Origin of the sequence: Selenomonas sp. oral taxon 149 str. 67H29BP, assembly GCF_000146365.1 — a bacterium.
GTDB classification, from domain to species: Bacteria; Bacillota; Negativicutes; order Selenomonadales; family Selenomonadaceae; genus Centipeda; species Centipeda felix.
The window spans coordinates 2094096-2116627 of sequence record NZ_GL397087.1 but is presented as its reverse complement, the minus strand read 5'-3'; the positions used below and the strand labels follow the sequence as shown (position 1 = coordinate 2116627).

Below are 22532 nucleotides of genomic sequence, written 5' to 3'. Positions count from 1 at the left end.
GTACGTTATTTCATAAAGCCTTCGTAGTGGCGCATGACCACCATCGACTCGATCTGCTTCATCGTCTGGAGGGCAACGCCCACGACGATGAGAAGTGCCGTGCCGCCGAAGTACACGCCCTGGATGTGCGTCGCCTCTGCGATGAGGTTCGGCAGAACCGCGATGAACGCGAGGAAGAACGCACCCGCGAGGGTGATGCGCGTCAGCACATAGTCGAGATAGTCCGCCGTCGCCTGACCGGGACGAAGCCCGGGGACGAAGCCGCCGTATTTTTTGAGGTTGTCCGCCATATCCTGGATCTTCACCGTCACCGATGTGTAGAAGTAGGTGAAGAAGATGATCATGAGGACATAGAGCGTCGTCTGGAGGGGTTTTCCCCACTCCAGATAGGACGCCGCCGTCTTGACCCACGGAATATCGACGAACTGTGCCACCGTGATCGGGAACATGAGCACCGACGAGGCAAAGATGATCGGGATAACGCCCGCCTGATTGACCTTGAACGGAATATGGCTCGAATGTCCCGTCGCCGTGCGGCCGCCGACGACACGCTTCGCATACGTGATTGGGATGCGGCGGAAGCCGGTCTCAATGTGAATGACGAAGACGATCATCGCCAATGCAATCACGCCGAACGCAAACACGCTGAAGTAGCTGATTGTGCCTGCCTTGACATAGGCGAGGATCGTGCCGATGTTCTTCGGCAGCGCTGCGACGATACCGGCGAAGATGATGAGCGAGATGCCGTTGCCGACACCGTTCGCTGTGATCTGCTCTCCGAGCCACATGAGGAACACCGTCCCCGCCGTCAGTGTGATGGCGATGATGAGGATGTTCACGGGGTTCGGGTTGAGAATCGCGGTCTTGAGGCCGATCGACATGCCGATCGCCTGGAAGAACGCGAGCACCACCGTCAGGTAGCGCGTGACCTTCGTCGTTTTCTTATGCCCCTCCGCGCCTTCCTTCGACCACTGCTCGAGCGTCGGTACAACGACGTTGAGCAGCTGGATGATGATGGCTGCATTGATGTAGGGCGTAATGCTCATTGCAAAGACGGAAAATTTGCTGAACGCACCGCCCGAAAAGAGATCGAGGAGGCCGAACAGCGTTCCCTGCGAGAAGAGCTGCTCAATCGCCGTGGGGTCAACGCCCGGCACGGGGATGTGCGTTCCCATGCGGAACACGGCGAACATGATGAGCGTGAAGATGATCTTCTGCCGCAGCTCGGGAATCTGAAAGATGTTGCCAAGGGCACTGAGCACCTTAGACCACCTCTACTTTGCCGCCTGCTGCTGCGATTTTCTCCGCGGCACTCTGGGTAAAGCCCTGTGCGCGCACGGTGAGGTTCTTCGCCGTGAGCTCGCCGTCGCCGAGAATGCGGACGCCGTCACGAACGTTCTTCAGGATGCCCGCCTCGATGAGCGCAACGGGATCAACCGTCGTGCCGTCCTCGAAGCAGTTCAGGCTGCCGACGTTGACCTCGGCGAACGTCTTTGCCCAGACGTTCTTGAAGCCGCGCTTCGGCAGACGACGGTAGAGAGGCATCTGGCCGCCCTCAAAACCGGTGCGGACACCGCCGCCTGAGCGGGACTTCTGCCCCTTCATGCCGCGGCAGGAGGTCTTGCCCATGCCGGAGCCGATACCGCGGCCGACGCGCTTACGCACGGCACGCGATCCCTCCGCAGGCTGTAATTCATGCAGTTTCATAGATTCTTGCCTCCCCTCTTCAATCTGCGATCTCTTCCACCGTGATGAGGTGGGAGACTTTGTGAAGCTGTCCACGCACGGCAGGCGTGTCGGGAAGCTCGGTCACGGAGTTGCGCTTGCGCAGTCCGAGTGATTTTACCGTTTTGCGCTGCGTCTCAGGACGACCGATCAAGCTGCGCGTCAGGGTAACTCTGACTTTTGCCATGTTCGTTCCTCCTTATCAGCCAAAAATCTCATGAACGGACTTGCCGCGAAGTGCTGCGACCTCTGCGGGGCTCTTGAGTCCCATGAGGCCTTCCATCGTGGCACGCACCATGTTGTTCGGGTTCGACGAGCCAAGCGACTTCGTGAGGATGTCGCGCACGCCTGCGAGCTCCAGAACGGCACGCGCCGGGCCGCCGGCGATAACGCCGGTACCTTTTGCGGCAGGCTTCAGGAGGACGCGGCCAGCACCGAAGATGCCCGTGATCTCATGCGGAACCGTACGCTCTTCGCGCAGCGGCACCTCGATGAGGCTCTTCTTGGCATCCTCAATGCCCTTGCGGATCGCCTCGGGTACCTCGGCAGCCTTGCCGAGTCCGACGCCAACCTTGCCCTTCTTGTTGCCAACGACAACAAGTGCGCTGAAGGAGGAGCGTCGGCCGCCCTTGACAACCTTCGATACGCGGTTGATGAATACGACACGCTCCTCGAACTCCGGCGTCTCGTTTTCGTTATGTCTAGCCATGCTTTCCCTCCTTTAGAATTTCAGTCCGGCTTCGCGTGCCGCCTCTGCGAGAGCAGCGACGCGGCCATGGTAGATGTAGCCGCCGCGGTCAAAGACGACCTCGGTGATGCCTTTTTCAAGAGCCTTCTTAGCAACAGCTGCGCCGATGGCCTTTGCGGCCTCGACGTTGCCGCCGTACTGCGAGAAGCCCTTGTCCTTTGAGCTCGCGGAGACGAGCGTCACGCCCTTTTCATCGTCGATGATCTGTGCGTAGATGTTCTTTAGGCTGCGGAATACATTGAGACGCGGACGTGCCGCCGTTCCTGCAATGTGATTGCGCACGCGCAGATGGCGCTTCTGGCGCGCCTGATTCTTATCCTGCTTGATAAGCACAGTGTGTCACTCCTCTCCTTCTTATTTCTTGCCCTTCGCGCCGGCTTTGCCTTCCTTGCGGCGGATATGCTCTCCGGCGTACTTGATGCCCTTGCCCTTATACGGCTCCGGCTCGCGATGCGCGCGGATCTCAGCAGCGACCTGACCGACGGCTTCCTTGCTGATGCCGGAGACCGTAATGACCGTCGCCGAGGGGCACTCGAACGTGATGCCCTCGGGCGGCTCAACGACAACGGGGTGCGAGAAGCCAAGCGAGAGGTTGAGGTTCTTGCCCTGTTTTGCCGCACGATAGCCAACACCGCTAATCTCAAGGGTCTTGGTGAAGCCTTCCGAGACGCCGACCACCATGTTGTGGATCAGCGCACGGGAAAGGCCGTGGAGCGACCTGTGCGTTTTATCGTCCGACGGACGTGCGACCGTAACGACGCCGTCCTCGACGGTTATTTTCATATCCGGATGGATCACCCGCGAAAGCTCGCCCTTCGGGCCCTTGACCTTCACGAGATTCTCCGCACCGACCGTGACGGTAACACCGGACGGAATGTGAATCGGTGCTCTTCCAATTCGTGACATTGTTACACCTCCTGCCTGTGCGTTACCATACGAATGCGAGAACTTCGCCGCCGAGACCTGCCTTGCGGGCATCCTTGTCGCTCATGATCCCCTTAGACGTGGAGATCACGGAGATGCCGAGACCGCCGTAGACGCGCGGGAGCGCATCGTGCTTGGCGTACTGACGAAGTCCGGGCTTGGAGACGCGCTTCAGGCCGGAAATGACATGCTCACGCTTTGCTCCATACTTCAGCGTGACGGTGAGGACGCCCTGCTTGCCGTCCTCCTGGAAGGTGTAATTCTCGATGAAGCCTTCCTTTTTCAAGACCTCGGCGATTGCCGTCTTGACCTTTGAGCCCGGGATCGCGACGCTCTCGTGGTAGACCGAGTTCGCGTTGCGGATGCGGGTCAGCATATCTGCAATAGGATCAGTCATTGCCATGAATCGATATCCTCCTTATATACGTATTACCAACTTGCCTTGGTTACACCAGGGATGGCGCCCTTGTAACTCTGCTCACGGAAGCAGATACGGCACATATCAAACTTGCGGATGTAGCCATGCGGACGTCCGCAGATCTTGCAGCGGTTGTACTTACGCGTCGAGAACTTCGGCTCTTTGCTCCACTTCTCGATCATTGACTTCTTTGCCACAGTTGTTCCTCCTTGCCCGTCATGCGCGGAACGGCATACCCATGAGACGCAGGAGCTCTTTGGCCTCTTCGTCCGTATGCGCGCTCGTGACGATGACAATGTTCATGCCGCGGATCTTGTCGATCTTGTCGTAGTCAATCTCGGGGAAAATGAGCTGCTCGCGCAGACCCACGGCATAGTTGCCGCGCCCGTCGAATGCCTTCTCACTGACGCCGCGGAAATCGCGGACGCGCGGAAGTGCGACGTTCATGAATTTATCGAGGAACTGATACATGCGCGTGCCGCGCAGCGTGACCTTGCAGCCGATCGGCATGCCCTCACGGAGCTTCCATGCAGCGAGCGACTTCTTCGCGCGCGTGAGCTGGGGCTTCTGGCCGGCAATCGCGGTGAGATCCGTCACAGCGGCATCGAGTGCCTTCGGGTTGCCGACGGCTTCGCCGACGCCCATGTTGATGATGATCTTCTCCACCTTCGGGAGCTGCATGACGTTCTTGTAGCCGAACTTCTCCGTCAGCGCGGGAGCAACTTCCTTCTGATACTTCTCTTTGAGTCTATCCACTTTGCGTATTCCTCCTTTCCTCGAAAATTACTGCTCAATGGGCTCGCCGCACTTCTTGCAGGCGCGTACCTTGCGCTCGCCGATGATGCGGTGTGCGACGCGCGTCGCCTTGCCGCATGCGGGGCAGACGAGCTGCACCTTGCTCGCAAAGAGCGGTGCTTCCTTCGTGATAATACCGCCCTGCGGTGCGCTCTGGCTCGGCTTCGTGTGGCGCTTTACCTTGTTGACGCCCTCCACGATGACCTTGCCCTTCTTCGGCTGAGCGACGAGGACCTTGCCCTGCTTGCCCTTATCCTTACCGGAAAGAACGACGACCGTATCGCCCTTCTTGACGTTCAGTTTTGCCAGCGACAAAATAACACCTCCTCCTTAAAGAACTTCAGGCGCAAGCGAGACGATTTTCATGAAATCCTTCTCGCGCAGCTCACGTGCGACCGGTCCAAAGATACGCGTTCCGCGCGGCGTGTGGTCGTCCTTGATGATGACGGCCGCATTCTCGTCGAAGCGGATGTAGGAACCGTCGGGACGGCGGATCCCCTTGACGCTGCGGACGACGACCGCCTTGACGACATCGCCCTTCTTCACCGTGCCGCCCGGCGCTGCCGCCTTGACGGAGGCGACGATAACATCGCCGATGTTGGCATACTTACGGTATGAGCCGCCCAGTACGCGAATGCAGAGGATTTCCTTCGCTCCTGTGTTATCGCCGACATTCAGGATTGTTTCCTGCTGTATCATTGATCTGTTTCCTCCTTACTTCGCGCGCTCGACGATCTCGACCACGCGCCAGCGCTTCGTCTTCGAGAGCGGACGCGTCTCCATGATCGACACGCGATCACCGATGTGTGCATCGTTCTTCTCGTCATGCGCGTGGAACTTCACCGTCTTCTTGACCGGCTTCTTATACATCTTATGCTGCTCGAGCTCCTCGACAGCGACGACAACCGTCTTGTCCATCTTGTCGGACACGACCTTGCCGACTCGTACCTTGCGTACATTTCTATCGCTCATCTCTGTGAGCCTCCTTCCCATGCATATCATACCGACTTCTTCATCTTTTCCGCCCTCTCTGCGGGAGCAACCTCCACAGAGCACCACTCTGCGTTCGGCTTGTTTTCTTGACAGGACGAAAAATCCATGCGAATTCGGTAGGACTCTTTCACCAGTTTACCTAACTGAGACTTAGGCGTTTGCCTGCTCGCGCTGAATGGTCTTGATGCGGGCAATCGTCTTCTTTACGTCCTTGATACGCATCGGATTGTCGAGCTGTCCGGTGGCGTGCTGGAAACGGAGGCCAAAGAGCTCTTCCTTGAGCGACGCGAGTTTTTCCGTGAGCTCATCGGCACTCAGGCCGCGAATCTCATCAACCTTCATTCACTTCACCGCCCTCTACTTCTTCACGTACGACGAACTTCGTCTTGATCGGGAGCTTATGCCCAGCGAGGCGCATGGCCTCTGCTGCTACCTCACGCGACACGCCGTCCATCTCAAAGAGGACGCGGCCGGGCTTTACGACAGCAACCCAGTACTCAGGCGAGCCTTTGCCGGAGCCCATGCGGGTCTCTGCCGGCTTCGCCGTAACGGGCTTGTCCGGAAAAATCTTGATCCAGACCTTACCACCGCGCTTGATGTAACGCGTCATCGCGATACGCGCAGCCTCGATCTGGCGGTTCGTGATCCATGCAGGTTCCAGAGCGACGAGACCGTACTGGCCATGGCTGACCGTGTTGCCGCGCTGTGCCTTACCCTTCATGCGTCCGCGGAACTGCTTGCGGTACTTGACACGCTTTGGAAGTAACATTACGCCTCGCTCCTTTCCTTATTGTTTTTCGGTGCCTGCTTCTTGTCGGGGAGAACCTCGCCCTTGAAGATCCAGACCTTGATGCCGATGCGGCCGTAGGTCGTGTGTGCCTCAGCCGTTCCGTAGTCGATGTCTGCACGCAGCGTGTGCAGGGGAATACTGCCCTCGCGATAGGACTCGCGGCGGGCGATCTCCGCGCCGCCGAGACGGCCGCTGACGGCGATCTTGATTCCCTTCGCGCCGAGACGCATCGTGCGTCCGACCGCCTGCTTCATCGCACGGCGGAACGCGATACGGCGCTCAAGCTGTGCTGCGATGTTCTCGGCGACGAGCGTCGCATCGAGGTCCGGCTGCTTGATCTCTGCGATATTGATGTCAACGCGCTTCTCGGTGAGGCCCTTGAGCCCCTCCTTGATCTGCTCGATGCCCGAGCCGCCGCGTCCGATGACCATGCCCGGCTTTGCCGTATGGATCGTGAGCTTCAGGCGGTTCTTGCTGCGCTCCGTCTCCACGCGGGGAACACCTGCGGTCTGGAGGCTCTTCTTGAGGTAATCGCGAATCTTGATGTCCTCATGCAGATTCTGCGCGAAATCCTTGTCTGCATACCAGCGGGCATCCCAGTCCTTGACGATGCCAAGGCGAATGCCATGGGGATTTACTTTCTGACCCAAACTGTTTCCCTCCCTATTACTTTTCGTTTACGGCAACCGTGATATGGGACGTGTGCTTCAAAATCTTGAACGCCTGTCCACGCGAACGCGGATGAATGCGCTTCAAGGTCGGCCCCTGGTCAACGAAAGCTGAGGAAATGAACAGTCGATCCACATCCATGTCGAAGTTGTTCTCCGCGTTTGCGATAGCAGAGCGAAGCACCTTCTCCACGGCGTCCGCGCCGACCTTCGGCGTGAACTTCAGGATCGCCAGAGCGTCAGCAACGCTCTTGCCGCGCACGAGGTTCATCACGATGCGAACCTTGCGCGGGGCGATACGGATGTATTTGGCGGTAGCCTTTACTTCCTGTGCCACGAATCGTCCTCCTCTCTATCAGCGCAGCGAGGTCTTGCGCTCTTCGCCCGCGTGACCCTTGAATGTACGTGTCGGCGCAAATTCGCCGAGTTTATGTCCGACCATATCCTCCGTCACGTAGACGGGAACATGCTTGCGTCCGTCATGGACGGCGATCGTATGACCCACGAAATCCGGGAAGATCGTCGAGCTGCGCGACCACGTGCGCACAACCTTCTTCTCATTCTTTTCGTTGAGTGCCTCGATCTTCTTCATCAGGCTCTCTGCGACGAAAGGCCCTTTCTTAATCGATCTTGACAAAGTTTTTCCTCCTTTCGTCGGACTGTAATCAATCCGACGAGGTTCTATCTGCAAGTTGCGGTGTTAAATCAGCAATTCAGAGGAATGCCCCAAAAGCAGGGGCTGTCCTCGTGAGTTACTTATTACTTCCTACGATGCACAATGAGACGATTCGACGCCTTCTTCTTGCGGCGCGTCTTCTTGCCCATCGCAATCTTGCCCCACTTCGTCATCGGGCTCTTGCGTCCAACCGGCGAACGGCCCTCGCCGCCGCCATGCGGATGGTCGTTCGGGTTCATCGCGATACCGCGCGTCTCCGGACGGCGTCCGAGCCAGCGGCTGCGGCCGGCCTTGCCGATGGTGATGTTCTCATGCTCGAGGTTGCCGACCTCACCGATCGTCGCACGGCAGTTGACGTGCACGCGGCGGATCTCGCCGGACGGCATGCGCAGGAGTGCATAGTCGCCTTCCTTTGCCATGAGCTGTGCCGACGTGCCCGCGCTGCGGACGAGCTGTGCGCCCTTGCCGATCTTCAGCTCAACGGCATGGATGATCGTACCGAGCGGGATGTTCTTCAGCGGGAGTGCGTTGCCCGGCTTGATATCCGCCTCGGCACCCGACTCCACGACATCGCCGACCTTGAGGCCGTTCGGCGCGAGGATATAGCGCTTCTCACCGTCCGCATAGTTCAGGAGAGCAATGCGAGCGCTGCGGTTCGGATCGTACTCGATCGTCGCCACACGGGCGGGGATGCCGTCCTTCGTACGCTTAAAATCGATGATGCGGTAGAGGCGCTTGTGTCCGCCGCCGCGATGGCGTACGGTCAGCTTGCCCTGCTGGTTGCGCCCGCCCGTCTTGGTGAGGCGGACGGTCAGGGACTTCTCCGGCTTGTCCGTCGTGATCTCATCGAAGGAAGAGACCGTCATGAAACGTCTGCCGGCAGAATACGGCTTAAAAGTTTTTACTGCCACGTTCGTACCTTCCTTTCGTCTCAGCCTTCAAAGAACTCGATCGTCTCACCCGGAGCAAGCTTTACGATGGCCTTCTTGTAATCCGGGCGCTTGCCCTCGGTACGTCCCATGCGCTTCTTCTTGCCGGTGACGTTGACCGTGTTGACCTTTGCGACCTTCACCTTGAAGACCTCTGCGACCGCCTTGGCGATCTCGATTTTATTGGCAGCCTTCGCAACGACGAAGACGTATTTGCCCTCAGCCATGAGCTGCGTCGTGCGCTCGGTGATCAGCGGGCGTACGAGAATATCACGTGCTTCCATTATGCGAATACCTCCTCGATACGGGTGATGGCATCCTTCGTAATGAAGAGCTTGTCATGATGGAGAATGTCAAAGACATTGATTCCACTTGCCGTGATGGCTTTTACACCCGGAATATTGCTCGTCGAACGCTCCACGTTCACCGCTTCGTCCGCCGTGATGAAGAGGCTCTTTGCATCCACACCGAAGTCGCTCAGGAGCTTAACTGCTGCCTTCGTCTTCGGCGCATCGAAATCGAGGTGATCGAGAACGATGAAATCGCCCGTGCGCACCTTATCGGAGAGCGCACACTTCAGAGCGAGACGGCGCTGCTTGCGCGGCATCGTGAAGCCGTACTTACGCGGATGCGGTCCAAAGACCGTGCCGCCGCCGACCCACAGAGGGCTGCGCGTCGAACCTGCACGGGCACGACCCGTTCCCTTCTGACGCCACGGCTTGCGTCCGCCGCCGCGCACGAGACCGCGCGTCTTCGTGGCATGCGTGCCAAGCCGCTGCGACGCGAGCTGGAGGACAACCGCCTGATGAAGGAGGCCGGCATTCATTTCAACATTGAAGAACGCATCGTTCAGGCTGATCTCGCCAACCTGGTTGTGCGCCATATCATAGACTGCTACATTTGCCATACTGCGATTCCTCCTTCCTTATTCTTTCGCTGCCTTTGCAGGCTTTACGGTATCTTTAATCACAACGAATCCCTTCTTCGGGCCCGGAATCGCGCCCTTGATGAGAATGAGGTTGCGGTCGGCGTCCACACGGACGACCGTCAGACGCTGCACGGTGACGCGCTCGCCTCCCATGCGGCCCGGGAGCTTCTTGCCCTTGAGGACGCGTCCGCCCGGACCGGAGATCATCGCACCCGTCGAGCCCGGCTCACGGTGCGACTTCGAGCCGTGGCCCATGGGGCCGCGCGCAAAGTTGTGACGCTTGATGCCGCCCGCGAAGCCCTTGCCCTTCGACGTGCCGACCACATCGACGAGGTCGCCCTCAGCGAAGATGTCGACGCCGATCGTGTCGCCTACATTGTATTCGGAAGGAGCAGCAAGGCGCATCTCACGAATGAAGCGCACTGCCTTCACGCCCGCCTTCTCAAACTGACCCTTGAGCGGCTTCGTGACGTTCTTCTCTTTAATGTCGCCAAACCCAATCTGCACAGCGTTGTAGCCGTCCGACTCCACCGTCTTGCTGCGGAGCACGAAGTTGTTGCCGGACTCCACGACCGTCACGGGGACGACGCGGCCTTCCTCTGTGAAGATCTGAGTCATACCCAGTTTTCTTCCTAAAATAGCCTTAGCCAAGGCATCCACCTCCTATTAGAGCTTAATCTCGATGTCAACGCCAGCCGGCAGATCGAGACGCATGAGTGAATCGACCGTCTTGTTCGTCGGCTGCAGGATGTCGATGAGACGCTTGTGCGTGCGCATCTCGAACTGCTCACGCGAGTCCTTGTTGACATGCGGGGAACGGAGAATCGTGTAGACATTCTTCTCCGTCGGAAGTGGAATGGGCCCGGAGACCATCGCACCCGTCTTCTTCGCCGTGTCGACGATCTTCGCCGCACTCTGATCGAGTGCCTTGTGGTCATAGGCCTTCAAACGAATTCTGATTTTCTGCTGTTTCGCCAAAGTAGTTTTCCTCCTTCGTCCGGGGTCCCGCCCCAAACATTTCTCCACGGCAGTTCCCTCTGCCCCATCGGGGCATAGCCATCTGCCATGTCATCGCATGGAGTACGTCGTCTGTCGTATGATTCCAAAAGATGAAAAGAAGTTTTTATTCTACTCCCCATCGGAAATTCCGGTCCAATTTCATCGTACCGTCATTTCCCTCGAAAAGGAGCGACGCGAGCGCGCCGCTCCTCTCCCTAGGGAATATCAAGGTTAATTCAATTAACCCTCAATCGCCGTAACACGACCCGCACCGACGGTGTGGCCGCCCTCGCGGATAGCGAAGCGGAGCCCCTGCTCGATCGCGATCGGGGTGATGAGCTCGACTTCCATCTCGACGTTATCGCCGGGCATGACCATCTCTGTGCCCTCGGGGAGACGGACAACACCCGTCACGTCCGTCGTACGGAAGTAGAACTGCGGACGATAGTTCGTGAAGAACGGCGTATGACGGCCGCCCTCTTCCTTCGTCAGGACGTAGACCTGCGCCTTGAACTTCGTGTGCGGGTTGATGGAACCCGGCTTTGCGAGAACCTGGCCGCGCTCGATGTCCTTGCGGTCCACACCGCGGAGCAGTGCGCCGATGTTGTCGCCGGCAACCGCACTGTCGAGCAGCTTGCGGAACATCTCGATGCCCGTAACAACCGTGCTGCGTGCCTGATCCTGAAGGCCGACGATCTCAACCGTATCGTTCAGCTTCAGCTCGCCGCGCTCCACACGCCCCGTCGCGACTGTGCCGCGGCCCGTGATCGTGAAGACATCCTCGACCGGCATGAGGAACGGCTTGTCCGTGTCGCGCGTCGGCGTCGGGATGTAGTCGTCAACCGCATCCATGAGCTCCATGATCTTTGCCTTCATTGCCTCATCGCCTTCGAGTGCCTTCAGCGCAGAGCCTGCGATCACAGGGATCTCATCGCCGGGGAAGTCGTAGCTCGAGAGGAGCTCGCGGACTTCCATCTCGACGAGCTCGAGGAGCTCGGGATCGTCAACCTGGTCGACCTTGTTGAGGAAGACAACGATAGCGGGAACGCCGACCTGGCGGGCGAGCAGGATGTGCTCACGCGTCTGGGGCATCGGACCATCTGCTGCGGAGACGACGAGGATCGCGCCGTCCATCTGTGCAGCACCCGTGATCATGTTCTTGACATAGTCCGCATGGCCCGGGCAGTCCACGTGTGCATAGTGACGCTTGTCCGTCTCATACTCAACGTGTGCCGTGTTGATCGTGATGCCGCGCTCACGCTCCTCCGGTGCCTTATCGATGTCCGCATAGTCCTCGAACTTCGCATAGCCCTTCTCGGAGAGAACCTTCGTGATCGCCGCCGTCAGCGTCGTCTTGCCGTGGTCAACGTGACCGATCGTGCCGATGTTGACATGGGGCTTGCTGCGGTTAAACTTTTCCTTTGCCATTTAACAATTCCTCCTTATTCGCCTTTGTTCTTGGCGACAACAGCGTCAGCTATATTCTTAGGAACCTCGTCGTAGAAGGAAACTTCCATCGAGTAGTTCCCTCGACCCTGGGTCTTGGAACGGAGATCCGTCGAGTAGCCGAACATCTCCGAGAGCGGAACGTACGCATTGATGACCTGCACGCCGTTGCGCGGCTCCATGCCGTCGATGCGTCCACGGCGGGAGTTCAGATCGCCGATAACGTCGCCCATATACTCCTCAGGCACCGTGACCTCAACCTTGACGTACGGCTCGAGGAGAACGGGGTTTGCCTTCTCCGCGCCTGCCTTGAACGCCATCGAGCCGGCGACCTTGAACGCCGCCTCGGAGGAGTCAACCTCGTGGAACGAACCGTCGTAGACGATGACCTTGATGTCGACCATCGGATAGCCTGCGACAACGCCGCTCTCCATTGCCTGACGAACACCGGCCTCGATCGGGTTGATGAACTCCTTCGGAATCACGCCGCCGACGACCTTGTTCTCGAAGCTGAAGCCCTCGCCCGCTTCCTGCGGAATGAGCTCGAGCCAGCAGTGACCGTACTGACCATGACCGCCGGACTGACGGACGAACTTGCCTTCCGCCTTGACCTGCTTGCGAATCGTCTCACGGTATGCAACCTGCGGCTCACCGACCTTGCAGTCGACCTTGAACTCGCGGAGCATACGGTCGACGATGATCTGCAGATGCAGCTCGCCCATGCCCGAGATGATGACCTGACCCGTCTCAGCGTCCGTATGAACGCGGAACGTCGGATCCTCCTCGGCGAGCTTCTGGAGGGCGATGCCCATCTTCTCCTGATCGTTCTTCGTCGCGGGTTCCACCGCAACGGAGATAACGGGATCCGGAAACTCCATCGACTCAAGGATGATCGGATTGTTCTCGTCGCAGAGCGTATCGCCCGTCGTCGTGTTCTTCAGACCGACCGCCGCTGCGATATCGCCGCTGTAGACGATATCGATCTCCTTGCGGTTGTTCGCATGCATCTGGAGAATACGGCCGATGCGCTCCTTGCTGTCCTTCGTCGCATTGTAGACATACGAGCCGGAGTTCAGTGTGCCGGAGTAAACGCGGAAGAACGCGAGCTTTCCGACGAACGGATCCGTCATGATCTTGAACGCGAGTGCCGAGAACGGTGCACTGTCCGATGCCGGACGGTGATCCTCTTCGCCTGTGTCGGGGTTCACACCCGCGATCGGCGGGATATCCGTCGGTGCGGGCATGTAGTCGACGATCGCATCGAGCAGGGGCTGAACCCCCTTGTTGCGGTACGACGTGCCGCACGTCACCGGCGTCATCTCACAGGCGATGGTCGCCTTGCGGATGGCACCGCGGATCTCGTCCTCGGTCAGCTCCTCGCCGCCGAGGTACTTCTCCATCAGCTCATCATCCGTCTCAGCGCATGCCTCAAGGAGCTTGTCGCGGTACTCTGCTGCCTGCTCCTTGTACTCGGCGGGAATCTCGACCTCATCGGTCACCTTGCCGAGATCATCCTCGTAGACGATGGCATCCATCTTCACAAGGTCAATGATGCCCTTAAACTCATCCTCTGCGCCGATCGGCAGCTGAATCGCCACTGGGTTCGCATTGAGACGCTCGCGCATCATCTTCATGACGTTGAAGAAATCCGCGCCCGTAATGTCCATCTTGTTGACGTACGCCATGCGCGGGACATTGTAACGCTCTGCCTGACGCCAGACCGTCTCCGTCTGCGGCTCAACACCGCCGCGGGCGGTCAGCACGGCGACCGTGCCGTCCAGCACGCGCAGCGAGCGCTCTACCTCGACCGTAAAGTCAACGTGACCCGGCGTATCAATGATATTGATGCGATGGTCTTTCCAGTGGCAGGTCGTCGCCGCCGACGTAATCGTAATGCCGCGTTCCTGTTCCTGAACCATCCAGTCCATGGTGGCAGCGCCCTCATGAACCTCGCCGATCTTGTGCGTTACGCCCGTGTAGAAGAGAATGCGCTCGGTGGTCGTCGTCTTGCCGGCATCGATGTGCGCCATGATGCCGATATTCCGCGTTTTTTCAAGGGAATATTCTCTTGCCACTGTTTCCTATCGCTCCTTACACTGCTGATATTACGTAACCTCTGATAAATCCGGCACCATCATCTTGGCGAATCTTTTCCGCCCTCTCATCGTCGGCAAATTCTCCACAGAGCGCGCTCTGCGTCTGGTTTGTCTCCTTGATTAGGACGAAAAATCTATGCCAATCTGACAAGCTTCACATCAGCGATTCTTACCAGCGATAATGTGCGAATGCCTTGTTGGCCTCCGCCATCTTGTGCGTATCTTCCTTCTTCTTGATCGCCGCTCCCGTATTGTTCGCAGCGTCCATCAGCTCTGCCGAGAGGCGTGCATCCATCGTCTTCTCGCCGCGCAGACGCGCATAACCGACAAGCCAGCGGATGCCGAGTGTCATGCGGCGATCCGCACGAACCTCGACCGGCACCTGATAGTTGGCACCGCCGACACGGCGTGCCTTGACCTCGAGCACGGGCATGACGTTGCGCAGCGCCGTCTCGAACACCTCGAGCGGATCCTGCCCCGTCTTCTCGCGAATCGTCTCGAACGCATCATAGACGACACGCTGTGCGACGCTCTTCTTGCCCGAGAGCATAACCTTGTTGATAAACTTCGTCACCGTCTTGGAATGATATACCGGATCCGGCAGAACATCCCTCTTCGGCACAGGGCCCTTACGTGGCATAGCCCAACCTCCTTAACGATATACTGCCTTACTTCTTCTTCGCACGCTTCGCGCCGTACTTCGAGCGCGCCTGTGCGCGATCCTGCACACCAGCGGTATCGAGCGACCCGCGAATGATGTGGTAACGGACACCCGGCAGATCCTTGACACGGCCGCCGCGAATGAGGACGACGCTGTGCTCCTGCAGATTGTGCCCAATGCCTGGGATATATGCGGTCACCTCGATGCTGTTCGTCAGGCGAACACGAGCAACCTTTCTAAGAGCAGAGTTCGGCTTCTTCGGCGTGGACGTGTAGACACGCGTGCAGACGCCGCGCTTCTGCGGGCTGTTCTTCAGTGCTGGTGCTTTCGATTTCTCCTCAAGGCTCTTCCGGCTCTTGCGAATGAGCTGATTGATCGTTGGCATACTGCACCTCCTTCCTTTGTCGTCATTCCAATTCTTTTTGTATGAAAACGCAGATTCTGCGTTTTTACCGTAGGGACGCCGATACACCAGTCAAACTGGATGCATCAGTGCTTCCGTAAAATCGCCACCGCCGCAGCACTCACGTCAAGGCGGGCATGTTCGCCCAGCTCTGCCCGTGTCGCCGTACGGTTTGGCTCGATGCCCGCCGCCGCACACGCCGCAAGCAGCGCAGCAAGCACGCGATCATCCGCGTCCGATGCGATGAACACCGCCTCTGCCGCGCCGCTCTGCACGGCTTTACACACCTGATGGACGCCCGCAATACAGCGTGCTGTGCGCAATTTCTCCAGAGACATAGTTCACCTCCAAAAAGGGACTTTCACATAATATCATTCACAAAAACCCTTGTCAACGCATATTTTACAAAGTTTTACATTTACACTTTTCCTAGCGTATCTTTCTGCGTCGAAAGCAAGAAAAAACTCAAAGATCCTCTTTCCTGATCAGCAGCTCCGGATGCCGCACATAGTACGCTGTCAGTTCGACGTACGCATCGCGCTCCTCCGTAAATCGCGCCGTATCGATCTGCCACGGCAGCGTTCCTGCCGTCACCGTCAGTGCCTGTGCCGTACGATCTTGATAGCGCCCGACCTCCTCCTGCGTCAGCCATGCGTATGGCGTAACGACATGGTCGAGACGCTCCGTCAGCGGTTTTTCAATGGAGTAGTAGGAGAACCCCTGCGGCGCAATCAGTTCGATCAGTGTCGGCAGAATGTTCATGTGCCCGCCGATCATGTTCCCCGCAAAATCCACTTTCGTCAGCTGCGGATGATGCATCGAGAACGAGGTCATCAGCCGCTCGCGCAGCAGCAGCTCTCTGCGTTCTGTCACCCCCGGAATCAACGGGAACTCTCCGCCCACATGATCACCCGTCACGATGAAGAGGCTGTCGGGATAAACCGCCCGCATTTCGTCAATAAAACGGCAGAGTGCCTGATCGGCATACCATGCACAGGCAAGACCGCGATACTTCAGTGAGTCCTTCCGTACGCCGCGGTCTGTCAGTCGCCTCGCGTCGAATCCATACTCCTCAAACGGGAGCAGATACGGGCCATGATTCGACGTCGTATAGATGAAGTGAAACGATGGGACATCGTCCTCCGCGCGTATCCGCCGCCCCACCTCCGCGAGGAAAAGATGGTCGTAGACCCCGAGCCATGTGCGTGGTGCACCTGGCGGGCATATATCGGGGCCGCCGTACGCCGCATCGAAGCCAAGCGCCGGGATGAAATGCGTCAAGCTCCCCCAGTTCAGTCCCCCGCCATACCAGAAAGACGTACGATAGCCGAGACGCTTGAGGATGAGCGGCAGAGCTGTCGGCAGCGTGCGCTCCCAGAAGAGCACATTTTCGTTCAGCTCCAAGTCCGCATCGTAGACACCGGCAAGCAGACTCGTGAGCGACGGCTGTGAGATCATGCCGCCCGAGAGAAAATTGTCGATGCAGACGGTATGCTCCTCCGCGCGGAATCGCGCCCCTGCCTCCATCAGCCCCAGCGCCGCGTACGGTGCATCAAAATGCACCTGCCCGTAGCTCTCTGCGAGCAGAAAGAAAATGCGGCGCGGCGGTGTGATGACTGCGCCCCGTGCCGTCCGCGCAAATGCGCACAGAGGATCGGGCAGAAGCGGTGCATCAGAGGAAATAATGGCGGGCAGGATCGCCGCCGTATCCGCATCCGTGTGCCGCATCGCCGCATGAACAGTGCGCCGCCGCAGCAGTTTCAGTGCAATGAGGTCATCCATCGTCGCCTTGCCGAGGAACACATCCTCCTTGACCGTGACCGGTACCTCGTCCCACTCCGGCTTTTTGCGGTGACGCAGCGTCCCTCCATAGCGCAGCCAGTAAAAAAACACAATCGACAGTACGAATACACATGCGTTCGCTGCATACTGCCCCGTCCCATCCGCCAGTGTCGGATACGCAAACGGCGGCAGTGCCAAAAGAGCATTCCCTGCGGCATAGCAGAACGCCAGATAGGGCAGATAGCTCAGCAGCAGCCACGCGCCGTGGTTCTGATGAAAGAAAATATCCGCCAGATTTCGCTTGTCGGCGTTGCGTCCAAGCAGGAGAATTGGATTGAACGTATCGTGAAAATGTGAATAGAAAATCATCTTCCCGAGAAACGCCGTATAAAGGACAGCGGCGTATAGGAGAAATACCGCCAGCCGCACGGTATCCCCAACGGCAAAGTACGCAGGAAAAAACGCTCCCGGCAGAGAGACGAGGAGCAGGAGGGCGAGATAGAGATATGCGTTGACATCCATCCCCCACCAGAAACCGTAGCGGAAACATGTCAGCCATTTCCTCCACTCGCCGTACGGTGACTTCTTCGGACGATAGACCAAGATGAAGATCAGTCGGAATACGGCGCATAGCAGCGGCGGCAGGAGGAACATCTTCACATCCTGCTGCATCCCCAGAACAAAACTACTGAACATCACATCTCCTCGAAAAATGCTGCATGAAGGGTCGCCCCCCTATGCTGCAGCTGCATACTTTCCTATTGCACCACGTGTATCCTGCTCCGCCGCACCTCCGGCGGCTCATGCTTCTTTTTTTTCACGGGCGGTGCATCCTTGCTGCGGTCCGCGATGCCGAGCAGCATCCCCATCCCCGCCATCGTCACGATCAGCGACGAACCGCCGTAGCTGATGAACGGCAGCGGCACACCCACGACAGGGAGCAGTCCCGCGACCATTGCGAGATTGGCGAGTGCCTGTCCGACGACAAGGAAGATGATGCCGAGGGCGAGCACCTGTCCGAACGTATCCTTTGCCCGCGTCGCTACGCGAATGCTCGCGACCAACAGAACGGCGAACAGGAAGAAGATCAACAGCACGCCGAAAAAGCCATGCTCCTGACTGAAAATTGCAAAGGCGAAATCCGTATGCGCCTCAGGAAGGTACTCATATTTGCTCACGCCATCGCCGAAACCCATGCCGAAAATACCGCCCGAGCCGATCGTCGAGAGGGACTGCACCATCTGATAGCCCGCGTTCCGTGCATCCGACCACGGATCGAGCCACACCTCCATGCGCTTCATGCGATAGGGCTGCAGCGTCCCGATCGCAAGCGCCGCCAATGCGACAGGGATCAGGATCAGCACCCAGCGGCGCGGCGGGACAAGCAGGACGAGTGCCATAAAAAGCGGCACACCGAACACGATGCACGCCGTCCCAAAGTCCGGCTCACGATACACGAGAAACGCCATGAGGAGAATCGCGCCAAACGGAATTGCAACACGCGGCCAGTCGCGGTCCATGCGGAACCGCTCCTTTGCGAGCACCGCCGAGATCGAGAACGAGCCCATGAGCACGCCCATGAGCTTGGCAAACTCCGCCGGCTGAAAGCTCAAGGGGCCAAGGGCGATCCATCGCTGCGCGCCGTTAATCGTCGTCCCCACAAAGAGCACCGCCACGAGCAGGAAGAGATTAATCCCCAGCCCGATGAACATGAGCCCGCGCAGTCGCTGATAGTTCATCCGCCGGCAGAGCCAGCAGGCAATCGTGCCGAGCAAGAGCCATTGGAGATGCCGCTGCAGAAAATAATACGGATTCTCGAAGTTCATCGCCGCCAGCACATAGCTCGAACTGAACACATTGATCGTTCCTGTCACGAGGAGAATCACCATAACAATGACGATCGGCTCCGTCTCGCTCTTAAAGAGCGTATACCGCGTGTGCATCACATATCCCCTGCGGGGCGATGTGCCACGAGCCGCCCGATCTTTGCGCCGCGTGCGCTGAACTTTCGCTCATACTCCGTCATGATATTGTCCGCCTCGCCGAGTGCATGAAGGTCGTGCGTCACATCCGTCAGACGCCACCCCTCACGCTCCATGGTCTCAAGCGAGTAGGCAAAGAGCCCCGTATTATCCGTTTTGAAACGAATCTCGCCGCCCTCCCTGAGCACCGTGCGGTAACGCGCGAGGAACACCTCGCTCGTCAGGCGGCGTTTCGCATGCCGCGCCTTCGGCCACGGATCGGAGAAGTTCAGATAGATGCGATCGACCTCATGCGGGGCAAAAAGCTCCGTCAGACGCGCCGCGTCGAAGACGAGCAGGCGGACATTCGTCAGCTCCCGCTCTGCGGCCTTACGTGCCGCGAAGTAAAGCACGCCCTGCTGCGCCTCGAGCCCGACGTAATTCACCTCGGGATGGCGTGCCGCAAGCTCCGTCAGGAAATCCCCCTTGCCGACACCGATCTCCACGTGAAGAGGCGCACTGCGTCCGAACTGCTCCGCCCAGTGCCCGGCTGAGCCCGTCCAGTCCCCGCCGAGCGGCGTGACAAACGCCGCATAGTCCAAAATCGCCGCGTCAATCCACGGCTTTCTCCTCAGTCTCATATCCCCATCCCGCTCCGCAGAAATAACGCGCCCCCGTCAGCGCAGCAAGCGCGCAGAGGGGGCGCATCGCATCAATCGTTGCTTACCATATCTTGCCCAGCTGGAACCAGACGCGGCCGCGTGCGTTATTCTTCGGTGCGACCGACGAATCCGAACCGATGCGCCGTGCATAGTCGAGACGTGCAAACCAGTCGCCCGGTGCGCTGTACGCTGCGCCGATTCCCCAGCCGCGCAGCGACACGTGGTTGTCTCCCTCGCCCACCGGGCTCTTGCTCACGCGCACGACGCCCGTATCGTAGAACGTGCTGAGCGTCAATCCGCGCACAGGCGTATGGTAGCGCAGCTCCGCTGTGCCGAGCACGCCCTCATCGCCCGAGCCCTCGCCCTGTGCGTAGGCACGCACGCCATTCGGGCCGCCAAGGTAGAACTCCTCCGAGCTGTCGAGATTGCGGCTCGCCTTCTGCCCCGACACCTTCACGAGGAAATCCGTCGCGTGCCCAATCTTCTGCACGGCCGTCAGGTCGGCCTCGAGCTTGGCATACGTCCCCTCGTCGACATTGTTGACCATGCCGAGCACCGTGCTGTAGAACGAATCATAGCTCAACGTGCCAAGCGTCACATTCGTGCTGTAGTCAAGACTCAGCCCGCCCGACTGCTGCGAACCGACCAGCCCCGCGTAGATGCTGTGCGTATGCTTCTTTCCCTCGAGGTCAAACGCCGTAATGTCGTCCTCCAGATCGCGGTAGTTGTACCCATAACGCAGAGCGAGACTGCGGTCCGTCTGATGGAAAATCGGCACGCGTCCAAAGATCGTCACCGTCGTCGACTTGCCCTCTGCGCCGATCTTTGCGAGCTGTCCGCCGACCTCGTAGTTCATGCGCGAAATGCCCACACCGAGCGTCGAGCCGCCGCGTCCGACCACCGTCTCATAGTTCGCGTAGAAATTGCGCAGACTCCCATTGGAGATCAGCCCACCGACATTCACCTTGTCGCCCGTGCCCGACGGATCGTAGAGCGTCTCCTGCAGACCGTAGCGGTAGCGTCCCGTCGAGGGGCTGCCGTAGTTCTCCACATAGAAAATCGTATTGGACCCCTTCGAGTCCTCGATGCGCACCGTCAGCTTGCTCGTGCCGAACTCCCTGCCGGGGCTCAGCACACCGACCGCGCGCGCGCCTGTCGCATCCGACACCGAGTAGAGCGCCGTCTCGAGCTTATCCGTCGTGATGATGTCATCCGCCTTCAGCGCCGCAATGATACGCTGTGCCACGGGCGTCTTGAGGCGGCTGCGATTGTCAATCGTGATCTCATCATAGCGTCCCGGGATGATGCGCAGGACGACCGTCCCGTCCGGACTGTCCTGCGGCGGAAGGTACGCCGCCGCAGCGGGATAGCCGTGGGTACGGCAGTATGTCGTCAGCGCATCCACCGTACGGCGCAGATCGGCAATCGTCTTGCCCTTGCCCATCCCCTCCTGCAGGAGCGTGACAAGCGGCGCCTTGTCTAGATTCAGATCGGGCGCCTCCAGAATGAAGTTCTCCACCGTAAACGTCGCATCATAGTGATCCTGCTGATACGTCGGCGTCCGATCCTCCACGCCGATCTCCGGCGCCAGCAGCTCACCTGCAATATCCGCCTCAGGCCGTGCAAGCGACGGTGCGGCATCTGCTGCCGTTCCCGCACAGAGCACCGCCGTGCAGAGCAGCGCCGCTGCGCCCCTATGCGCCTTCTTCCATCTGCGATGATACATTCCAGTATGCACGATCGAACTCAACTCCTACATGATGCTGTCGAACACTCTTCCTCATCTGAGGTGCCATTATACTAGACACACAAATCCATTTGTATTCTAACACCTTCATAAAAACATTTCAACTTTCGCAGTCCCAATTCAATACAGGATTCGTCAATAATATACGAAAGCTTAACATGTTCACGGTAAAACTTGGGAATTAAGGAATCGCTGATAAAATGAAGTCTGCCAGATTGGCGTAGATTTTTTGTCCGAACAAGGAGGAAAACCGGACGCATAGCAAAGGCTATGTGGAGGATTTTCCGCCGAAGTGCGGGCGAAAAAGATGCGTCAAGATGGTAGTGCTGAATTTATCAGTGCTTCCTTAAGCCATAATTTGCTATAATACGTATGGGAATATCTTCCGCCCGAACCCGGCAGAGATGAATTACAAAGAACTCGCTGATCGGACACCATTTTTCAAAGAACAGGAAAAGGGGGTAAGCTCTGTGTGTGAAATCATGGAAGAACTGATGGCAAGAGGTCGTCAGGAGGGACTTAGTAAAGGGCGCACGGAGGAGCGTCGGCATAATATCCTACGCATGCTGTCCAAAGGAAAATCAACAGCAGAGATCGCTGATCTGCTGGATATTCCCCTACACGAGGTTGAGTCACTGGCACGAGGAAAATCTGCATGACACAAAAAACGAAAGACAAAGTAAATATTCTATTCGTCTGCCACGGCAACATCTGCCGCTCGCCGATGGCGGAGTTCGTGATGAAACATCTCGTTCGCGAAGCGGGACTGGCGAATCACATCCGTGTCGCATCCAAGGCGCTCCATACGGATGAAATCGGCAGCGACACCCACCATGGCACGCGTGCCGTGCTGGACGCACACACCATCCCATACGAGAAACGCAGTGCGGCGCTCATGACACGCGCCGACTACGACACATACGACATCATCATCGGAATGGACGAGGAGAACATGCGCGACCTCGCCCGCCTCACGGGCGGCGATCCCAAAGGCAAGGTACACCGCCTCCTCTCCTACATTGGCGAAAACCGTGACGTCGCCGACCCGTGGTACACAGGGAACTTTGACGTGACCTACCGCGACGTGGATGCAGGATGCCGCGCACTGCTCGCGGAACTAGGGAAGTCCTGATAAACACCTGATTTTATCAGCGATTCCCTAGCAAAAGGGCGCCCCATCG

At 58.3% G+C, this 22532-nt stretch carries 34 protein-coding genes; 3 read left to right on the top strand and 31 right to left on the bottom strand.

The genetic code is table 11. The annotated features are described in order from the left end of the window. Positions 1 to 5: 5 nt before the first annotated feature. The 31 genes from secY to HMPREF9166_RS09805 all read right to left on the bottom strand — a co-directional run bounded on the left by secY (position 6) and on the right by HMPREF9166_RS09805 (position 21330). Positions 6 to 1262 (bottom strand): preprotein translocase subunit SecY, encoded by a 1257-nt coding sequence (gene secY, locus HMPREF9166_RS09955; RefSeq protein WP_009753888.1) that lies wholly within the window; start codon positions 1260 to 1262, stop codon positions 6 to 8. Position 1263: 1 nt separating this feature from the next. Next, positions 1264 to 1707 (bottom strand): 50S ribosomal protein L15, encoded by a 444-nt coding sequence (gene rplO / locus HMPREF9166_RS09950; protein ID WP_009753887.1) that lies wholly within the window; start codon positions 1705 to 1707, stop codon positions 1264 to 1266. A 19-nt stretch (positions 1708 to 1726) separates the two neighbouring features. Next, entirely contained in the window at positions 1727 to 1912 is a 186-nt protein-coding gene (rpmD, locus tag HMPREF9166_RS09945; protein ID WP_006692907.1) for a 50S ribosomal protein L30, read from the bottom strand. Between the two features lie 15 nt (positions 1913 to 1927). Beyond that, on the bottom strand, positions 1928 to 2434 hold the full coding sequence (gene rpsE / locus HMPREF9166_RS09940) for a 30S ribosomal protein S5 (protein WP_009753886.1): 507 nt from the start codon (positions 2432 to 2434) through the stop codon (positions 1928 to 1930). Positions 2435 to 2446: 12 nt separating this feature from the next. Further along, a complete protein-coding gene (gene rplR / locus HMPREF9166_RS09935) occupies positions 2447 to 2806 on the bottom strand; it encodes a 50S ribosomal protein L18 (protein ID WP_009753885.1) in 360 nt (119 codons plus the stop codon). Positions 2807 to 2827: 21 nt separating this feature from the next. After that, entirely contained in the window at positions 2828 to 3379 is a 552-nt protein-coding gene (rplF, locus tag HMPREF9166_RS09930; RefSeq protein ID WP_009753884.1) for a 50S ribosomal protein L6, read from the bottom strand. 22 nt (positions 3380 to 3401) lie between these two features. Next, positions 3402 to 3800, bottom strand: coding sequence for a 30S ribosomal protein S8 (gene rpsH, locus HMPREF9166_RS09925; protein WP_009753883.1), 399 nt, complete (start codon positions 3798 to 3800; stop codon positions 3402 to 3404). A gap of 26 nt (positions 3801 to 3826) precedes the next feature. Then, positions 3827 to 4012 (bottom strand): type Z 30S ribosomal protein S14, encoded by a 186-nt coding sequence (locus HMPREF9166_RS09920; RefSeq protein ID WP_009753882.1) that lies wholly within the window; start codon positions 4010 to 4012, stop codon positions 3827 to 3829. 19 nt (positions 4013 to 4031) lie between these two features. Continuing rightward, the gene (rplE, locus tag HMPREF9166_RS09915) at positions 4032 to 4571 is read right to left on the bottom strand and encodes a 50S ribosomal protein L5 (protein WP_006691167.1); all 540 of its coding nucleotides are present in this window, start codon (positions 4569 to 4571) and stop codon (positions 4032 to 4034) included. 27 nt (positions 4572 to 4598) lie between these two features. Continuing rightward, positions 4599 to 4925, bottom strand: coding sequence for a 50S ribosomal protein L24 (rplX, locus tag HMPREF9166_RS09910; protein ID WP_009753881.1), 327 nt, complete (start codon positions 4923 to 4925; stop codon positions 4599 to 4601). A gap of 15 nt (positions 4926 to 4940) precedes the next feature. Continuing rightward, complete coding sequence (gene rplN / locus HMPREF9166_RS09905; protein ID WP_009753880.1) at positions 4941 to 5309, bottom strand: 50S ribosomal protein L14; 369 nt, start codon at positions 5307 to 5309, stop codon at positions 4941 to 4943. A 15-nt stretch (positions 5310 to 5324) separates the two neighbouring features. Continuing rightward, entirely contained in the window at positions 5325 to 5582 is a 258-nt protein-coding gene (rpsQ, locus tag HMPREF9166_RS09900) for a 30S ribosomal protein S17 (protein WP_006691170.1), read from the bottom strand. A 171-nt stretch (positions 5583 to 5753) separates the two neighbouring features. Beyond that, the gene (gene rpmC, locus HMPREF9166_RS09895) at positions 5754 to 5945 is read right to left on the bottom strand and encodes a 50S ribosomal protein L29 (RefSeq protein ID WP_006307553.1); all 192 of its coding nucleotides are present in this window, start codon (positions 5943 to 5945) and stop codon (positions 5754 to 5756) included. Further along, positions 5935 to 6372 carry a 50S ribosomal protein L16 gene (gene rplP / locus HMPREF9166_RS09890; RefSeq protein ID WP_009753878.1) on the bottom strand — a complete coding sequence of 146 codons (438 nt, stop codon included), beginning with the start codon at positions 6370 to 6372 and terminating at the stop codon, positions 5935 to 5937. The genes rpmC and rplP overlap by 11 nt, the downstream gene beginning before the upstream one ends. Then, complete coding sequence (rpsC, locus tag HMPREF9166_RS09885; RefSeq protein ID WP_009753877.1) at positions 6372 to 7043, bottom strand: 30S ribosomal protein S3; 672 nt, start codon at positions 7041 to 7043, stop codon at positions 6372 to 6374. The genes rplP and rpsC overlap by 1 nt, the downstream gene beginning before the upstream one ends. A gap of 16 nt (positions 7044 to 7059) precedes the next feature. Beyond that, a complete protein-coding gene (rplV, locus tag HMPREF9166_RS09880; protein ID WP_009753876.1) occupies positions 7060 to 7398 on the bottom strand; it encodes a 50S ribosomal protein L22 in 339 nt (112 codons plus the stop codon). 18 nt (positions 7399 to 7416) lie between these two features. Continuing rightward, complete coding sequence (rpsS, locus tag HMPREF9166_RS09875) at positions 7417 to 7698, bottom strand: 30S ribosomal protein S19 (protein WP_006695832.1); 282 nt, start codon at positions 7696 to 7698, stop codon at positions 7417 to 7419. A gap of 122 nt (positions 7699 to 7820) precedes the next feature. After that, positions 7821 to 8648, bottom strand: a complete 828-nt coding sequence (gene rplB, locus HMPREF9166_RS09870) for a 50S ribosomal protein L2 (RefSeq protein ID WP_009753875.1) — start codon at positions 8646 to 8648, stop codon at positions 7821 to 7823. Positions 8649 to 8668: 20 nt separating this feature from the next. Next, complete coding sequence (gene rplW, locus HMPREF9166_RS09865; protein ID WP_009753874.1) at positions 8669 to 8950, bottom strand: 50S ribosomal protein L23; 282 nt, start codon at positions 8948 to 8950, stop codon at positions 8669 to 8671. After that, complete coding sequence (gene rplD / locus HMPREF9166_RS09860; RefSeq protein ID WP_009753873.1) at positions 8950 to 9573, bottom strand: 50S ribosomal protein L4; 624 nt, start codon at positions 9571 to 9573, stop codon at positions 8950 to 8952. The genes rplW and rplD overlap by 1 nt, the downstream gene beginning before the upstream one ends. A gap of 18 nt (positions 9574 to 9591) precedes the next feature. After that, positions 9592 to 10245: a 50S ribosomal protein L3 gene (gene rplC, locus HMPREF9166_RS09855; RefSeq protein WP_039981354.1), complete on the bottom strand. Its 654-nt coding sequence runs from the start codon at positions 10243 to 10245 to the stop codon at positions 9592 to 9594. 15 nt (positions 10246 to 10260) lie between these two features. Continuing rightward, on the bottom strand, positions 10261 to 10572 hold the full coding sequence (rpsJ, locus tag HMPREF9166_RS09850) for a 30S ribosomal protein S10 (RefSeq protein ID WP_006695835.1): 312 nt from the start codon (positions 10570 to 10572) through the stop codon (positions 10261 to 10263). A gap of 261 nt (positions 10573 to 10833) precedes the next feature. Continuing rightward, positions 10834 to 12021, bottom strand: a complete 1188-nt coding sequence (gene tuf / locus HMPREF9166_RS09845; RefSeq protein WP_006691181.1) for an elongation factor Tu — start codon at positions 12019 to 12021, stop codon at positions 10834 to 10836. A gap of 14 nt (positions 12022 to 12035) precedes the next feature. Beyond that, positions 12036 to 14114 carry an elongation factor G gene (gene fusA, locus HMPREF9166_RS09840; protein WP_009753871.1) on the bottom strand — a complete coding sequence of 693 codons (2079 nt, stop codon included), beginning with the start codon at positions 14112 to 14114 and terminating at the stop codon, positions 12036 to 12038. A gap of 190 nt (positions 14115 to 14304) precedes the next feature. Beyond that, the gene (gene rpsG / locus HMPREF9166_RS09835; protein WP_006691183.1) at positions 14305 to 14775 is read right to left on the bottom strand and encodes a 30S ribosomal protein S7; all 471 of its coding nucleotides are present in this window, start codon (positions 14773 to 14775) and stop codon (positions 14305 to 14307) included. A gap of 28 nt (positions 14776 to 14803) precedes the next feature. Beyond that, a complete protein-coding gene (gene rpsL, locus HMPREF9166_RS09830) occupies positions 14804 to 15181 on the bottom strand; it encodes a 30S ribosomal protein S12 (RefSeq protein WP_006691184.1) in 378 nt (125 codons plus the stop codon). 104 nt (positions 15182 to 15285) lie between these two features. After that, positions 15286 to 15537: a ribosomal L7Ae/L30e/S12e/Gadd45 family protein gene (locus tag HMPREF9166_RS09825; protein WP_009753870.1), complete on the bottom strand. Its 252-nt coding sequence runs from the start codon at positions 15535 to 15537 to the stop codon at positions 15286 to 15288. 127 nt (positions 15538 to 15664) lie between these two features. Next, complete coding sequence (locus HMPREF9166_RS09820; protein WP_009753869.1) at positions 15665 to 17677, bottom strand: LTA synthase family protein; 2013 nt, start codon at positions 17675 to 17677, stop codon at positions 15665 to 15667. A 62-nt stretch (positions 17678 to 17739) separates the two neighbouring features. Continuing rightward, on the bottom strand, positions 17740 to 18924 hold the full coding sequence (locus HMPREF9166_RS09815) for an FtsW/RodA/SpoVE family cell cycle protein (protein WP_009753868.1): 1185 nt from the start codon (positions 18922 to 18924) through the stop codon (positions 17740 to 17742). Next, on the bottom strand, positions 18924 to 19583 hold the full coding sequence (trmB, locus tag HMPREF9166_RS09810; protein ID WP_009753867.1) for a tRNA (guanosine(46)-N7)-methyltransferase TrmB: 660 nt from the start codon (positions 19581 to 19583) through the stop codon (positions 18924 to 18926). The genes HMPREF9166_RS09815 and trmB overlap by 1 nt, the downstream gene beginning before the upstream one ends. Positions 19584 to 19665: 82 nt before the next feature. After that, on the bottom strand, positions 19666 to 21330 hold the full coding sequence (locus HMPREF9166_RS09805) for a ShlB/FhaC/HecB family hemolysin secretion/activation protein (RefSeq protein ID WP_009753866.1): 1665 nt from the start codon (positions 21328 to 21330) through the stop codon (positions 19666 to 19668). 245 nt (positions 21331 to 21575) lie between these two features. Here HMPREF9166_RS09805 and HMPREF9166_RS13175 point away from each other — a divergent pair, with 245 nt between their 5' ends. The 3 genes from HMPREF9166_RS13175 (at position 21576) to HMPREF9166_RS09795 (ending at position 22483) form a co-directional block, all read left to right on the top strand. Then, positions 21576 to 21701 carry a secretion protein HlyD gene (locus HMPREF9166_RS13175; RefSeq protein WP_071586108.1) on the top strand — a complete coding sequence of 42 codons (126 nt, stop codon included), beginning with the start codon at positions 21576 to 21578 and terminating at the stop codon, positions 21699 to 21701. 120 nt (positions 21702 to 21821) lie between these two features. Beyond that, entirely contained in the window at positions 21822 to 22010 is a 189-nt protein-coding gene (locus HMPREF9166_RS09800) for a hypothetical protein (protein WP_039981351.1), read from the top strand. Then, positions 22007 to 22483: a low molecular weight protein-tyrosine-phosphatase gene (locus HMPREF9166_RS09795; protein ID WP_009753864.1), complete on the top strand. Its 477-nt coding sequence runs from the start codon at positions 22007 to 22009 to the stop codon at positions 22481 to 22483. The genes HMPREF9166_RS09800 and HMPREF9166_RS09795 overlap by 4 nt, the downstream gene beginning before the upstream one ends. The last annotated feature ends 49 nt before the right edge of the window (positions 22484 to 22532 follow it).

Bases quoted from the DNA above. Each gene is read 5' to 3' on its own strand.
- rplO (WP_009753887.1), bottom strand. From the start codon at position 1,707: ATGAAACTGCATGAATTACAGCCTGCGGAGGGATCGCGTGCCGTGCGT.
- rpmD (WP_006692907.1), bottom strand. From the start codon at position 1,912: ATGGCAAAAGTCAGAGTTACCCTGACGCGCAGCTTGATCGGTCGTCCT.
- rpsE (WP_009753886.1), bottom strand. From the start codon at position 2,434: ATGGCTAGACATAACGAAAACGAGACGCCGGAGTTCGAGGAGCGTGTC.
- rplF (WP_009753884.1), bottom strand. From the start codon at position 3,379: ATGTCACGAATTGGAAGAGCACCGATTCACATTCCGTCCGGTGTTACC.
- rpsH (WP_009753883.1), bottom strand. From the start codon at position 3,800: ATGGCAATGACTGATCCTATTGCAGATATGCTGACCCGCATCCGCAAC.
- rplN (WP_009753880.1), bottom strand. From the start codon at position 5,309: ATGATACAGCAGGAAACAATCCTGAATGTCGGCGATAACACAGGAGCG.
- rpsQ (WP_006691170.1), bottom strand. From the start codon at position 5,582: ATGAGCGATAGAAATGTACGCAAGGTACGAGTCGGCAAGGTCGTGTCC.
- rpmC (WP_006307553.1), bottom strand. From the start codon at position 5,945: ATGAAGGTTGATGAGATTCGCGGCCTGAGTGCCGATGAGCTCACGGAA.
- rplP (WP_009753878.1), bottom strand. From the start codon at position 6,372: ATGTTACTTCCAAAGCGTGTCAAGTACCGCAAGCAGTTCCGCGGACGC.
- rplW (WP_009753874.1), bottom strand. From the start codon at position 8,950: ATGGAAGCACGTGATATTCTCGTACGCCCGCTGATCACCGAGCGCACG.
- rplD (WP_009753873.1), bottom strand. From the start codon at position 9,573: ATGGCAAATGTAGCAGTCTATGATATGGCGCACAACCAGGTTGGCGAG.
- tuf (WP_006691181.1), bottom strand. From the start codon at position 12,021: ATGGCAAAGGAAAAGTTTAACCGCAGCAAGCCCCATGTCAACATCGGC.
- rpsG (WP_006691183.1), bottom strand. From the start codon at position 14,775: ATGCCACGTAAGGGCCCTGTGCCGAAGAGGGATGTTCTGCCGGATCCG.
- rpsL (WP_006691184.1), bottom strand. From the start codon at position 15,181: ATGCCAACGATCAATCAGCTCATTCGCAAGAGCCGGAAGAGCCTTGAG.
- HMPREF9166_RS09825 (WP_009753870.1), bottom strand. From the start codon at position 15,537: ATGTCTCTGGAGAAATTGCGCACAGCACGCTGTATTGCGGGCGTCCAT.
- HMPREF9166_RS09820 (WP_009753869.1), bottom strand. From the start codon at position 17,677: ATGTTCAGTAGTTTTGTTCTGGGGATGCAGCAGGATGTGAAGATGTTC.
- HMPREF9166_RS09815 (WP_009753868.1), bottom strand. From the start codon at position 18,924: ATGCACACGCGGTATACGCTCTTTAAGAGCGAGACGGAGCCGATCGTC.
- trmB (WP_009753867.1), bottom strand. From the start codon at position 19,583: ATGAGACTGAGGAGAAAGCCGTGGATTGACGCGGCGATTTTGGACTAT.
- HMPREF9166_RS09805 (WP_009753866.1), bottom strand. From the start codon at position 21,330: ATGTATCATCGCAGATGGAAGAAGGCGCATAGGGGCGCAGCGGCGCTG.
- HMPREF9166_RS09795 (WP_009753864.1), top strand. From the start codon at position 22,007: ATGACACAAAAAACGAAAGACAAAGTAAATATTCTATTCGTCTGCCAC.